This is a genomic window from Catenulispora subtropica (assembly GCF_039531675.1).
Classification (GTDB): Bacteria; Actinomycetota; Actinomycetes; order Streptomycetales; family Catenulisporaceae; genus Catenulispora; species Catenulispora subtropica.
The window spans coordinates 19,959-33,818 of record NZ_BAAAQM010000083.1; the positions used below are offsets into that span (position 1 = coordinate 19,959).

Genomic DNA, 13,860 nt, shown 5'->3' on the forward strand with positions numbered 1-13,860 from the left:
TCCACCTCGTCCGTCGCACACGACACTTCGGACACTCCGCCCCCGGAGTCACTCACGTCGCCGCCCGCCGCGCCGTGGGGGACCGGCCGCGCCATGTCCGCCGCAGCCGATCCCCCCGCACTCACCGAGGCTTCTCGTCGCTACTCAGTCGAGGATGATCTGCGCCTCCAGCTCCTTGAGCTTCGCGAAGTCGGCGTCGATCGCGTCGAGGTCCGGGTCGGCGAAGACCACCCAGCCGAAGGAGTCGAACAGGCCGGTCGAGGCCGGGACGAGGTCGCCGGTGCGGTACGGGATGTGCTTGCCGTAGAACGTCGGCAGCCCGTCCACCTGGTCGAAGAGGTCCCCGTTGCGCCAGGTTCCGGAGCGTTGCGCGGTGAGGAACGCGGCGCGCACGTGCTGTACCCAGTCGTATCCGGGCTTGAACTCGCCGTCGAGCAGGTGGCGGACGGTCCGCTCGATCTGGGCGTCGCCGGTGGCCAGCCGGGTGACCATCTGGTGGCCGCCGCCCGCCGGGCGGGCGCCGATCTCCACCAGCCGCGGGCCGGCCGGCGTCACCATGATCTCGACGTGCGCGCTGAAGTTCCGGATCCCCACGGCCTTCGCCACCCGCTGCGCGAACGCGAAGAGTTCCGGGATCTCGGGCGAGTCCGGCGGCAGGAAGTCCACCCGCTCGTAGATGCCGGTCCGGCCGTGGTCGGCGTTGTCGTACCGGGTCGCCTTGGTGTAGCGGCACACGTCCACGAGGCCGAACTCGCCGTCGACCGCGTAGAGGTCGACGATGTACTCGACCCCTTCGGCGAACTCCTGCACCAGGACCGCGGTGTTCACCGCGTTGGTGATGTTGGTGTGGCCCAGGATCGCCTCGAACGGCGTGCGCCAGTCGCCGCCGGGCGCCACGAAGTGCACCGAGTCGGTGGCGCAGCTCTGCGTCGGCTTGAGCACCAGCTTGGACGCGCCGAGCTCCGAGCCCTCGATCCACTCGGCGGCCTGCTCGACGCTCTGCGCGCGGAACTGCCTGAGCGTGGGGATGCCCGCGGCGGCGACCGCCTGGCCCATGTCCCACTTGTCGCGCCGGGCGGTGATCAGCGCCGGGTCGTTCGCCAGGTCCGGCGTGACCCGGGCGGCGAGGTGCTCGGCCAGCAGGACCCCGAACTCGCTGCCGGCCAGCACGGCGAGCGGGTCGAGCCGCCGCAGCTGCTCGGCCAGCGCCTCGCGCCCCGCCTCGGTCCCGTTCCAGACGAGGATGTGCTCGAAGTTCTCCGGATGCCAGCCGGACAGCTGGGACGGGGGCGTGTCCAGCCTGGTCATGACGGCGACCGCCCGTACCCCCCGGTCGGCGAAGGCCGGCGCCAGCTCCTGCCCGGTGGACAGGGGATCGACGATGACGATGGTGCGTTCCATGCTCCCACTACGCTTTCTTGAGGAATGGCCTCGGCGGGGGACGGTCCCGCTCAGTGCTCGGCGCCGGTGATGCAGGACATCAGCGTTCTGGCGGACTCGTCACCGGACGGGTACGCGGCCAGCGCGCAGCGCACGGCCAGCGACGGGTCGAAGGTCTCCAGCCGCAGCGCGCGCAGCCCGCGTTCGGCCTCGAGCCGGGCCAGCGGGGAACCGGGCTCGTGACCGCCGGCCACGCTGCCGTCGAGGACGCCGGTGAAGTACTTCTTGAAGGCCTCGAACGCGGCCATGGTGAAGTCGGTCCCGTAGTGGTCGGGCCGGTCCCAGGCCAGGAACGCCCGCACCACGGCCGGATCCTCGGTGGCCAGGAACTCGTCGGCCCAGATGGCGTGGTCCCGGCTGGTGGAGAACTTCAGGCCGTCGAGCCGGTAGAACTCGTTGGAGATGATCCCGGCGTGCTTGCTGGGCGAGACCCCGGCGGCGGCCATCACGGACGGCACGAGCACCGCGTTGCCGAACGAGCCGTCCATCCCGATGAAGTGCCAGACCTCGGAGACCGCCGTCCAGGCCGCGGCGCACGCGGCCGGGGTCGCCTCGACGCCCGGCTCCAGGTGGCGCGCGGTGGTGTACAGATAGCCGAGGCTGAGTTCGCACCAGACGTCGATCCGCAGCTCGGCGCCCGACGATCCCCGCCACGGCAGGCCCCAGTCGGTCTCGTACGCCATCGGGATATCCGGGAGCCCGGCCTCGAGGTAGTGCTGGAGCAGGGTGCGCACCCGGGGCTGCAACCGCTCGCCCAGCCAGGCCTCGCGCAGCGGCTCGCGGAAGTCCTCCAGCCGCAGCACCGGGAGCACGGCGGTGGTGAACTCGGCAGCGGCGTCGCAGCAGCTCGACACCGGGTCCACCAGGGTGAGCGCGGAGGTGAAGCCGCCGCAGCCCTCGCAGGACCCGCCGGCGGCGCCCTGCCCGCAGATCCCGCAGGTCCCGGTGACGCGGACGTGGTGCAGAGTGCGCCGGCACGCGGAGCACAGCGCCACCGGGGTCTCCTTCTCCACCACGGCTCCCGTGGCGAGCAGTCCGGTCAGCAGGGCCGGCACGGCGGCCCGGTAGTCGGCATCGGTGGTGGGGTCGCTGAACAGGTCGTGGTGGAACCCGGCCAGCTCCATGGCCCGGTGGATCCGATCGCCGAAGATCTTGAGCATGTCCGACGGGGGCAGGCCGAGCTGCTCGGAGCGGGCCAGGCAGTAGTTCTGGTGCGGATCCAACCCGCAGAAGTAGATGACGTCCTCACCCGCCGCCCGCGCCGCGCGCGCGGCGAGATCGGCGGCCAGCGACGGACCGGAGATGTGGCCGACGTGCATCGGGCCGTTCGGCGTGGGCTGGGGGGAGATGAGGAGCTTGACGCCGGTCTGCGCCGGGACGGACTGGTTCAACGCGAACGCCTTTCTCACGGCCGGTATCAGGGTCCTTGCCAACGGCAAGGCGAATCAAATGTTGCGGATGCCGGGTGCGGCCCGGGACCGTTCGGGTGGTACGGATGCCGGGTGCGGCCCGGGGCCGTTCGGGGTGTTTCAGGTGCCGTGTGCGACCGGGGCCGTTCAAGGTGTTCCAGGTGCCGGATGCGGCCCGGGCCCGCCTCGGCCCGCGGCCGCCGTCAGGCCGGCACGGCCTCGGTACCGGGCGCCGCCGAGCCCTCTGCCGCGCCCTGCGACTCCGCGTCCGGCTCGGCCGCCGGATCGCGCATGCCGAGCCAGCCGATCGTGATGCCGGCGGCCGCGGCGGCGCCGACCCACCACCACACCTGCTGGTGGGCCGAGTTCCACAGCGCGACGCCGATGGCCGGGCCCACCGCCTGGCCGAGCCCGAAGACGGACTGCATCGTGCCCAGATAGCGGCCGGTCGCGCCCTCCGGGGCGACGCGGGCGGGCCAGGAGAACACGCTCGGGCCCCCCACCATCTCCCCGAGGGTCACCAGCAGCATGGCGGCCAGCAGCGTCGGCACCCCGCCGGGCAGCCCGAAGCCCACCATGCCCGCGCCGAGCAGGACGAAGCCCGTCATCACGGTGCGCCGCGGCGCCCAGTGCTGGACGAACCTGGTGATCAGCAGCTCGAAGGCGATGACCAGTCCGGCGTTGAGGCTGAACAGCGAGCTGTAGACGATGGTCGCGTGCCCGGCCTGCTTGACGGACAGCGGCAGCACCGCCGTCATCTGGACGTAGATCACGGCGTTGACGAAGACCATCGCGAGGAAGTACCCGAAGCGCCGGTCCCGCAGCGCCATCCGGTACCCGGTCTTCGGCCGGGCCGCGGCCGGCCGGTCCCCGCGCGCCGCGTCGGCCGGCAGGACCAGCAGGGCGATCACGCCGTAGACGAACGAGGTCGCGCCGTCGATCCAGAAGATCAGGTTCCACGACACCGAGATCAGCCACACCGCGAGCAGCGGGCCGACGGTGGATCCGACGTTGGCCGCCGTCCGGTTGAAGGCCATGACCATGGTCTGCCGGGCTTTGGGGGTGTTGGCCACGAGGATCGAGGCGGTGGCCGGCCGGTAGGACACGGAGATCGCCCCGGTGACGAAGACCACCGCCAGGATCACCGGGTACACGCTCACCAGGCTGACGGACGCCACCAGGGCCGAGCCGGCCAGGTTGGAACCGGCGATGGTCAGGCGCGGGCCGAAGCGGTCGGCCAGACCGCCCCCGCCGAACAGCCCCAGCACCGAGCCGGCCCCGTACAGGGTCAGCGCCACCCCGGCCTGGGTCGCGCTGAACCCGCGATGGACGAGGTAGAGCACCATGAACGCCTGCAGGAACGCGCCGAGCCGGTTGACGAACACGCCGACCAGCAGCACCCGGACCACGGTGGGCACGCCGCGCAGCGTGTCGAGGATGCCGACGGCGGCCTCGTCCGGCGTGCCGGCGGGGCGGCTCCCGCTCATCGGACCGCCTCGGCGGCCGGCTCCATGGTGATCGCCTTCTCGGCGGCGTCCAGGGCGGAACGGCACTCGTCGGCGGTGTCGGCGACGGCGATGGCGTGCGCCGCCCGGCTCTGCCAGGCGACGCCCTGCGGCGGGAGCTTGACCTCCGTCATCGGCGCGACCAGGACCCTGGCCTGCTGGACGGCGGCGGGCAGCGCGTCCTCGTCGATCACCACCGAGGCCAGCACCCCGGTCCGCTCCGGGTAGTAGAACCGGATCGCCGCGACCCGGCTCACCGAGCCCGTCAGCTCGGGCTCGCGCCCGCACGCCACGTCGGCCGCGACGCGGTTGACGTCGACACCGCGGGCCAGCAGGGCCAGCAGCGGTATGTGGCCGCCGCCGAGCCGGGCGTTGATCTCGACCACCTTGAAACCCGAGGCGGTGCGGCGCAGCTCGGTGTGCGTGACGCCGGTGTGGAACCCCACCGCCTGGTGCGCCGCGGCCACCAGGCCGGCCAGTCCGGGATCGGTCAGCAGCGGGTCGCCGGCGTCCACGACGTGTCCGACCTCTTCGAAGGCCGGGGCGAAACCGAGCTGCTTGCGCGCGACCGCGAGGACGGCCACCCGTCCGTCGAAGCAGGCCGCCTCCACGCTGATCTCGGGGCCGTCGAGGAACTCCTCGACCAGCACGGACTCCTCGTACTTCTCCTTCTCCTCGGGCAGCACGATCCCGGCGGCCGCGTGGTAGGCCCCGGCCACGTCCTCGGCCCGGTCCACCCGGATCACGCCGAAGCTGGCGGCCAGGTTGCGCGGCTTGACCACGACCGGGAAGCCCAGCTCGGCGGCGGCCTCGAGCGCGCGCTCGGCGCCGCCCACCGCCAGGGAACGGGCCTGGGGAACCCCGGCCGCGTCCAGCGCCTGCCGCGTCGCGTGCTTGTCCCGGCACCGGGACACCGCCTCGGCCGGGGACGTGGGCAGCCCCAGCGCCTCGGCCAGCGCCGCGGTGTCGATGATCCGGGACTCGTCGTAGCTGAGCACGCCCTGCACGCCGCGGCCGTACTCGGCCCGCAGTCGCGCGTCGAGGTCGCGGGCCGCGCGGATCATCGCCTCGGCGTCGAGGGTGTCCACCTGCGTGGCCCCGACGATGTAAGGCTGCTGCCAGGTCACCGCCGCGTCGCGGCCCGCTCCGCCGAGGAACAGCCAGACCCGGTAGTGCGGGGCCAGCGCCTGATGGAACGGTTCCCGGAACAGGGCTCCCAGACTCGAGACGACGATGACGAACGGCCGGTCTCCCGGCGCGCCGGCCCCAGGATCTGCCATGGCTTCGCGCTCCCCTCCCTGCGTAAGCGGCCCAGATCATGGGCCGAGCGACCGGAACATATCAGGGGGCTGGGGTGCCGCACCAGCACCGCGGCCGAGGCCGTGGAATGTCAAAAATTCAATCAATACTCTTAGTTAGCTACTCAATACTCCTAGATAAGAATACGTATTTACTGGCTAGGTGATTAAGAGTCCTGCTAGCATCACGCCCCACCGCCGGGGGGATCCTCCGGGTGGCGGGGAAGTCTGACGGGCGAAGGGGCCACATGCACGTCTTCGATCGATCCACCGCGCACGCGAGTTTGTCGAACGAGGCAATCGAGGTGATCAGGTGGGAACAGTTCCAGGGCACCGACCGGCTGCCGTTCCACGGGATGTGGTACTCGGTGTTCCCCGGGCAGTCCAGTCCCCGGGACCAGCACCCCGAGCTCGAGCTCTCCCTGGTGCTCGCCGGTGTCGCGGAGGTCGAGGCGGCCGACGGCACGATCACCAGGGTCCCCTCCGGCTCCGGCTTCCTGCTGGCCGGCCAGGAGTCGCACATCGTCCACAACAGCTCGCCGGATACCCCGGTGGTCGTTTTCAGCGCCTACTGGATGCCCGAGGGGCATCCGGACAATGCCGGGGTGGAAAACGGACAGGGTGCGGACCAGTGAGCCCTGACATATTTACTTCGCCCCTTTCTCGGCATACCCATTCATGACCGCCCGGATGTGCGTGGTGGGCGCGGGTCTGGCCGGGGCCGCACTGGCCTGGCGGCTCGCCGGCGCGCGCTCCGCCGATGTCGAGATATGTCTAGCCGTGGATTCCCCCGACCCCCGCGACGCCAGCCGCGCCTCGGGCGGCTTGGTCCGCGCCTTCGAGATCGACCCGTGGCACCGCGGGAACGCCGAACGGAGCCTGGCCGAGCTGCTGTCCGATCCGCTGCTGCGCAAGTGGGCCGGATACCGCCGGGCCGGATCCACCTACATCCTGGACACCGGCCGGCCCGGACACCGGGCGGCGCTGGCCGCGGCCCGGGCCATGAGCGGCGTCCGGGTGGCCGGCGCCGCGGACCTCGCGGCGGACGGCTGGCGCGGTCTGCCCGAGCACGCGTTCGCGGTGTGCGAACCGGATGCGGGATACCTCTCACCGCACGACCTGCGCACGGCGCTGATCACCGACTTCGCCGCCCGGCGCGGCGCCACCCTGCTCGGGCCCGTCGCGGGTCTGGAGCGGACGCGCAGCGGCGGGCCGTGGCGGGTGCGCACCGTGGGGGACGGCCCGCGGGAGTGCGACGTCGTCGTCCTCGCGACCGGGGCGTGGACCCCGGCCCTGCTCCGGCGGCACGGCTGGGAAACGGCCGAGCTGACCACCAAGGCGATCCAGTACACGCAGGTCAGGGTCGCGGGTCGGCGACCGACCCCGTTCGTCGACGAGACCAGCGGGCTCTACGGCCGCCCCGACGAGGACGGTGTGATGCTGCTCGGCGTGCCCACCGAGTCCTGGGGGGTGGACCCGGACCGGCTCCACGCCGAGCCGGGGCTCACCGACCGGGCTGTCCGGCTGGCGGCCGAGCGGCTTCCCGAACTGCTCCCGGGGGACCGTCTGCGGACGGTCGTCGCCGCCGACTGCTACGGCGAGCGCGCCGGGCTCGCCCTGGAACCGGTGGCCGCCGCCGGGGGCGGGATGTTCACCTTCTCCGCCGGGTCCGGTGGCTCGGCGAAGACCGCGCTCGCCGCGAGCGCACAGGCGGCGCACGACCTTCTGCGCGGGTAACCGCGGCCCAGTACGCACGCGGCGAAGGACCTCGCCGCGTGCGACCACCTTCCGAGCACGCATGCGGCCGAACGCCTCGTGCGCGCACCACCTCGTTCCCGCCGGGACCGAACTCCGGTCCGCGGCGCACCAAAGAACTCCCGACCGATGAGGAGACCCCACGCCGTGTCCGAGAACACTCCCGTCCACCACGTCGCGGCCATCGGGGCCGGCCCCGGCAACCTCAGCCTGGCCGCGCTCTACCAGGCTTCCAGCGATGGCCGCAGCATGGTCCTGTTCGACCGGCAGGCCGGACCGTCCTGGCACGCCGCGCTGCTGCACCCCGGAGTGGGGATGCAGACCTCCTGGCTCAAGGACCTGGTGACGGTGGTCGATCCGACCCACCGTCTCAGCTTCCTGAACTACCTGGTGACCACCGGCCGGTTCTACGCCCTGCACAACTCGCAGTTCGACTCCCTGCCCCGGCGCGAATACCAGCGCTACCTGGCCTGGGCCGCGGGCCAGATCGAGAACCTGCACTACGGTGTCGACGTCGACGCGATCTCGCTGACCGCCGACGGCTTCCGGCTCAGCGCCGCCGGAGTCCCGCAGTCGCTGTCCGAGCACGTGGTGGTGGGCGTCGGCACCCGCCCGACGATCCCGGCGCCGCTGTCCGGGCTGCCGGAGGACCGGGTGTTCATCGCCGACGAGCTGGCGCGGCGGCTGCCGGCGATGGCCGTGGACCGGACCGCGCCGGTCGCGGTGCTCGGCGGCGGCCAGACCGGCTGCGAAGCGGTGCTCCGCCTGATCGGCGAGGGCTTCACGGACGTCCGGTGGATCGGGCGCGGCCAGTGGTTCCACACCATCGACGACTCCCCGATCGCGAACGAGTTCTACCGCCCCGAGCACCAGCGCTTCCTGCAGGGGCTCACCCTGTCCACCCGCGACCGGCTGGTGACGGAGCAGCGCTCCACCGGCGACGCCCTGACCCCGGGCGGGATGCGCTCGGTCTACCAGGCGAACTACCACGCGCTGTTGGAGACCGGAAGCTTCGCCGCGCACATCATGGTGGGGCACGACGTCGTGGACGCCACCGTCGAGGACGACCGGATCGTGCTGCGCTGCGAGACCTCGGAGCACCGCACGGAGATCCCCGTGGCCTACGCCGTCGTGGCGACCGGCCGCGAGCTCGCGCCGATCCCCTTCGACGACGAGCTGCGCGAGCGGGTCGAGTTCGACGACAACGGCGAAGTGATCGTCGAGTCCGACTACTCGATCCGGTGGAAGGGGAGCAACGGCCACCGGATCTACGTGCTCAACCGCGCCCGCCAGAGCCACGGCATCCCCGACGCGAACCTCACCCTGCTGCCGGTGCGTTCGGCGCTCATCGTGAACTCGATGTTCGAGCGTGAGGTCTACCGCCTTCAGGAGAACCTGTGCGCAGTGACCTGGGGGTGAGCGAGCACGAGCCGGCCGGTGCCGACTTCGGCTATGACGGCGTCCGGTTCCGCCCCGCCGACGCGGACCACGCCCCCGGCGCGCCGACCACCGTCGGTCTCTATCACAGCCGGGGCGGGGAGCTGTGGGCCGAGTTCGGCGGCGGGAAGGTGCTGACGGGCCGTCTCGTCGGCACCACGCGTCCGGACGGCACCATCGACGGCGCCTATTGCCAGGTCTTCCGGGACGGGCAGACCGCGGCGGGCACCCTGGTGAGCGTTCCGGAGCGGTTGCCCGACGGCCGGATCCGGCTGTACGAGCACTGGCGTCGCGCCGACGGTTCGAGCGGCGTCTCCGTGATCGAGCAGATCGACGCACCGGGCGACGGCGGACCACTGTCCTCGGCGCAGGTCGAGTACCTCAGGGACACGGTGTACCGGCAGTTGCAGACGCACCTCGGAACAGCCGGCGTCCTGGCGGCTGCCCGGTGTGCGGTGAGGCTGCTCGACCAGGGTCTGGCCGGCCGGACGCTGCCCGAGCTCACGGTCCTGGTCGCACACGACGGCGACGAGGCCGGGGCGTACACCCTGGCGTTCGTTCGAGCCATGCAGCTCGTCACAGCCCGCGTCCACGGCGAGACCTTCACCTTGCGGGTGGTGACCGGAGATGCGGAACCGTCCCGGATCGCGGCGGGCACCATGGACCGCGTTTCGCACGTGCTGGGCCTGCACGAGGACCCCCGATGCGAACCGCTGGCCGTCCAAGGCGATCGGGTCGGCCGTGACGTGGACGTCGTCATCGGCGCCTCCACCAAGGCAGGCGGACGGCCCGTCTCCTTCTCGATCGGCGCTGACACCTCCTACGCGCCCGACGCGCACCGGTCGCTGCTCGCCGATCTGCTGAAGTTCGAATTCGAGGAACCCCACGCCGCGCCGGCCGCCGCGCCGGCCGGCGGTCTTGACGATGGAGAGGATCGCTGATCCATGGCAGGGAACGAACTGACCGCCGCCTACCTCGACCTGGTGCGGCGCAACGGCCACAAGCCTTCCGAACTACTCGGCCCGGTCGCCGAGGTGAAGGAGCTGGAGGCGTTCTTCAAGGGCCGCTACCTGCCGTGTCCGATGTTCCTGACCGCGCCGGAACTCGAACAGGTGACCCAGGACCTGGTCAATCTCCGCTCCGCGCTGGTCAGCCTCCCCGATCGGCTCTTCGGCGGGGACATGGCCGCGTTCGCCCGCGCGGTGGGGATGACCCCCGTGCAGGCCGAGATGGCCTCGCGCGGCCGCAGCCCCGAGGTGACCCGGTTCGCCCGGGCCGACCTGCTCGCCGTACCGGGCGGTTTCCGGGTCATCGAGTTCAACATGGGCAGCCCCCTCGGCGGAGTGGACATCGCCGAGCTGGCCAAGGCGATGATCCAGCACCCCACCCTGGCCGGCTTCGCCGCCGACCACGGACTGGAGTACACGGACACCCGGGTCGAGGCCCTCCAGACCATGTTCGACGAGACCGGCATCGCACGCGACAGTGATCCCTTCATCGCCTTCGTGGACTCCCCTGGCAGCTTCGCGAGCCTGGGGGAGTACCTGCAGCGTGCCGCCGAGACCTGGGGCGAGCGGTACGGAATCCGGGCCGCCGCCTGCCACCTGGGCGACCTGGAGTACCGCGACGGGGCGGTATGGCTGCGCGGGCAGCGGGTGGACGCCGTCTACCGCACCTTCATCCTGGAGAACCTGGTCACGCGCCCGCACGAGGCCGAGGTGATGGCGCTCCTCATGCACGCGGCGGAAAGGGGCGAGGTGCGGATCTTCACACCCCTGGACGCCGAGGCCTTCGGCAGCAAGAACGCGCTGGCGATGGTCGCCGACGGGGCCAACCGCGGCCTGTTCACCCCCCAGGAACAGGCCAGCCTGGACCGGCTGCTGCCGTGGACCCGGATCCTCGCCGAGGGCGAAGCCACCCTGGAGACGGGCGAGACGGTGGACCTGGTCGAATACGCTCTGAAGAACCGGACCGACCTGGTGATCAAGCCGACGCTGATGCACGGCGGCATGGGCGTGGTCCTCGGCTCGGACCCGCACGTCACCCAGGAGTACTGGGAGCAGCAGATCAACCAGAGCCTCGACGGCACCTTCATCGTCCAACGCCTGGTGCGCCCCGAGCCCGACTACTTCCCGACCGAGGACGGAGACCTCGACGCGTACACCGTGATGTGGGGCGTCTTCACCGCATCGCGCGGCTACGGCGGCATGTTCGGCCGCGCCACCCGCAATTCCGAGAGCACCACCGGCATCATCAGCATGGCCACCGGCGCGCTGGCCGTCCCCAGCCTGCACGCCACCCGCTGAGCCGCACGCCGCCGGCGAGAAAGCACCCTGAGTCGTGGGAACGACGGTGGCCGAACCGGTCCTCGGACCGGCCGGCCACCGTCGGCATCACTGCCACCATTGCCGTCGCGGCGCCTGAGCATCGGCCTCTGATGACGTACAGCTAGGCGGCCGAAACCGAGTCGCGTACCCTGACCGATCATGCGCAGTGTCGTAGTCGTCGGAGGCGGGATCGTCGGTCTGGCCGTGGCCTGGGAGCTGACCGGGCGGGGGCTGAGCGTCACCGTGCTGGAGAAGGAAGCCGGCTGGGCCGCCCATCAGACAGGCCACAACTCGAACGTCGTCCACGCCGGGCTCTACTACAAGCCCGGCTCATTGAAGGCCGGCATGTCCGTCGCCGGCAACCGGTCCATCGTGGCCTTCGCCCGGCGCCACGGCGTGCCCGTCGAGGTCTGCGGGAAGCTCGTCGTCGCGACGGGCGACGAGGAGATCCCGGCGCTCGACGTGCTGGCCGAGCGGGCCGCGGCCAACGGAGTGCCGGCGAAGCGGATCACACCGGCCGAGGCCCGCGAGTACGAGCCCGAGGTCTCCTGCGTCGCCGCGCTGCGGGTCGAGTCCACCGGGATCATCGACTACCCGGCGGTCTGCGCCGCACTGGTCCGCCTGCTCGGCGAGTCCGGCGCCGACCTGCGGCTGAACAGTGCCGTGCTCGGGATCCGGGCCGGACGCGACGGCGGCGTCGAGGTCGCCACCGCCACCGGCGTCGTCCGGGCCGACACCCTGGTCAACTGCGCCGGCCTGCACTCCGATCGCGTGGCACGGCTGGCCGGACTGACCCCGTCGGCACAGATCGTGCCCTTCCGCGGCGAGTACTACGAGCTCCGCCCCGAGTCCCGCCACCTGGTCAAGGGCCTGATCTACCCGGTACCGGACCCGACGCTGCCCTTCCTGGGCGTACACCTCACGAGAATGCTCGACGGCAGCGTGCACGCCGGCCCGAACGCCGTGCTGGCGCTGCGCCGCGAGGGCTACCACTGGACCGATTTCTCCGCGAGGGACATCGCCGAAGTGGCGGCCTTCCCCGGCACGTGGCGGCTCGCCCGCCGCTACGCCATCCCGACGGGCCTCGACGAGGTCCGCCGCTCCTTCTCGAAGAAGCGGTTCGCCGCCAGCCTGGCCCGGCTCGTCCCGGCCGTCACCGAGGACGACATCGTGCGCCATGGCTCAGGCGTGCGCGCCCAGGCCATGCGCCGCGACGGCTCCCTGGTCGACGACTTCCTCATCGAGACCACGCGCGACCAGGTGCATGTCCTGAACGCGCCGTCCCCCGCGGCGACAAGCGCGCTCGAGATCGCACGTCATATCGCAGACCGGGTGACCAAGGACTGAACCGCACCGGGATGCGGCCATGCCCCTCCGCGACGACATGCCGATCCAGCGGTCGCGCCCGCCGCCTTCGAGATCATTCTTCGGAAGAAGCTCATCGGGGGCGTTACGGCCGGCCGGCGAGTGCGGTATCCAGCGTGGTCAGGACGCTACGATGCACTGCGCCGGCCCGCGCTGCGTAGACTCCGTCTGATTGCTCGTAGACCGTGACGATGAGGCCCGGCGCGGCGTAGAACAGTGTCGAGTCGGTGGGCCAGCGCCACGGCTCCCACGGCAGCGGGGTCAGCAGGCTCCTCAGCCGTGTCGCCTCATCGGGTGTCAGGTCCGGGTACCAGGCCTGGCAGTGGCTGTTCATCATCGCTTCGTGCATCGCGAACTGCACCAGGAAGTGGCTCATCGGAACGCGTTCGCGTTGCGGTCCGTCAACGTGGTCGATCCAGATCTCGGGGTCGTCTTGCCCCGGATCGAAGAACCATCTGAAACCACCCTGGTTCTCTGCGCCGAACGCGACCAAGCCGTCTGCGGTCTCGTACCAGTGCTCCGGCAGGTTGATGAAGTTCTGGACGCCCAGCACAGCCGGGCGGTGTCGGGCCAGCTGGTAGAAGCGTGACAGAAACCCGGGGATGGTCCATCCGGCGTGGTTCACCTGGCCGAGGTCCTCGGAGGTCTTCGGGAACCAGGCGTGGACGAGCGTGTCCAATGCCTCGCCCGGGTCCTGCTCGAGGGCTTCGATCCAGTCCAGACCAGGCAGTTCCCCGGGCTCCGACGGGCGACGCACCCGGTCGAGCATCTCTGCCGGCAGCGGCGGCTCGATGTCCAGCTCGGCTTCGTAGAGCAGGTCGTTGGCAAACGTGGCCAGACCTACCGTGCCAGCCCCCAGATACAGGCACCCCTCCGGAAGCCGGGCGAACAGGTGGATCGGCCGCAGGTCTTCAGGCCCGTTCCGCGCGGGAGGGTGCTTCAGCACGCGGACGCCGAGGTCGCCGACGAACGGCCCTTGCAGGTGGAAGCTATACCGGCTGCGCACACCGCTGGCCTCTGGGTCGTCGACGGGGTCGGCGACGATGCTGACCGCGTCGCTTCCGAGGTAGGCGACGGCTCCGGGGCCGTGACACCCGATGACGTCGGCGCCCGTCAGCCTGGCGACTTCGCCCTCATTGAGCAGGTCCAGCGGCTTCGGCAGCATGTCGTGCAGTGTACGGGCGCTACTGCCCGGTCGGTCGTCGGCTGGTGTCCAGCTTCTCGGGTCAGGCCGTCGTGTTCTTGGCGTCGATCTCGGCGATCAGGTTCTTGATGAGGCCTTCGATCTCGTCGCGGATCGGGCGGACGGCCTCCACGCCCTGTC

General features: G+C 71.2%; 11 protein-coding genes and 1 pseudogene. 6 read left to right on the forward strand and 6 right to left on the reverse strand.

The features are described from left to right. Positions 1-144 precede the first annotated feature (144 nt). The 4 genes from ABD466_RS41445 to ABD466_RS41460 form a co-directional block, all read right to left on the reverse strand. On the reverse strand, positions 145-1,401 hold the full coding sequence (locus tag ABD466_RS41445) for an ATP-grasp domain-containing protein (RefSeq protein WP_344662798.1): 1,257 nt from the start codon (positions 1,399-1,401) through the stop codon (positions 145-147). Positions 1,402-1,451: 50 nt separating this feature from the next. After that, entirely contained in the window at positions 1,452-2,849 is a 1,398-nt protein-coding gene (locus ABD466_RS41450) for a class I tRNA ligase family protein (protein ID WP_344662799.1), read from the reverse strand. A gap of 203 nt (positions 2,850-3,052) precedes the next feature. Continuing rightward, positions 3,053-4,336, reverse strand: a complete 1,284-nt coding sequence (locus tag ABD466_RS41455) for an MFS transporter (RefSeq protein ID WP_344662800.1) — start codon at positions 4,334-4,336, stop codon at positions 3,053-3,055. Further along, the gene (locus ABD466_RS41460) at positions 4,333-5,634 is read right to left on the reverse strand and encodes an ATP-grasp domain-containing protein (RefSeq protein ID WP_344662801.1); all 1,302 of its coding nucleotides are present in this window, start codon (positions 5,632-5,634) and stop codon (positions 4,333-4,335) included. Before ABD466_RS41460 ends, ABD466_RS41455 begins: the two co-directional genes overlap by 4 nt. Positions 5,635-5,957: 323 nt before the next feature. Between ABD466_RS41460 and ABD466_RS41465 the strand changes: the two genes are divergently transcribed. From ABD466_RS41465 to lhgO, 6 genes are all read left to right on the forward strand, one after another. Next, positions 5,958-6,287, forward strand: coding sequence for a cupin domain-containing protein (locus ABD466_RS41465; RefSeq protein ID WP_344662802.1), 330 nt, complete (start codon positions 5,958-5,960; stop codon positions 6,285-6,287). Between the two features lie 43 nt (positions 6,288-6,330). Further along, positions 6,331-7,389, forward strand: coding sequence for an FAD-dependent oxidoreductase (locus tag ABD466_RS41470; RefSeq protein WP_344662803.1), 1,059 nt, complete (start codon positions 6,331-6,333; stop codon positions 7,387-7,389). A gap of 165 nt (positions 7,390-7,554) precedes the next feature. Further along, a complete protein-coding gene (locus ABD466_RS41475; protein WP_344662804.1) occupies positions 7,555-8,826 on the forward strand; it encodes a SidA/IucD/PvdA family monooxygenase in 1,272 nt (423 codons plus the stop codon). Continuing rightward, on the forward strand, positions 8,805-9,785 hold the full coding sequence (locus ABD466_RS41480) for an avidin-fold protein (protein WP_344662805.1): 981 nt from the start codon (positions 8,805-8,807) through the stop codon (positions 9,783-9,785). Before ABD466_RS41475 ends, ABD466_RS41480 begins: the two co-directional genes overlap by 22 nt. A 3-nt stretch (positions 9,786-9,788) precedes the next feature. Further along, entirely contained in the window at positions 9,789-11,150 is a 1,362-nt protein-coding gene (locus tag ABD466_RS41485; protein WP_344662806.1) for a hypothetical protein, read from the forward strand. 180 nt (positions 11,151-11,330) lie between these two features. After that, positions 11,331-12,518, forward strand: coding sequence for an L-2-hydroxyglutarate oxidase (gene lhgO / locus ABD466_RS41490; RefSeq protein WP_344662807.1), 1,188 nt, complete (start codon positions 11,331-11,333; stop codon positions 12,516-12,518). 103 nt (positions 12,519-12,621) lie between these two features. On the opposite strand, the gene ABD466_RS41495 is transcribed toward lhgO, so the two are convergent. Together ABD466_RS41495 and ABD466_RS41500 are read right to left on the reverse strand one after the other, a co-directional pair. Further along, positions 12,622-13,701, reverse strand: coding sequence for a hypothetical protein (locus ABD466_RS41495; RefSeq protein ID WP_344662808.1), 1,080 nt, complete (start codon positions 13,699-13,701; stop codon positions 12,622-12,624). Between the two features lie 61 nt (positions 13,702-13,762). Further along, a pseudogene (locus tag ABD466_RS41500) lies at positions 13,763-13,860 on the reverse strand (phosphotyrosine protein phosphatase); the annotation flags it as partial.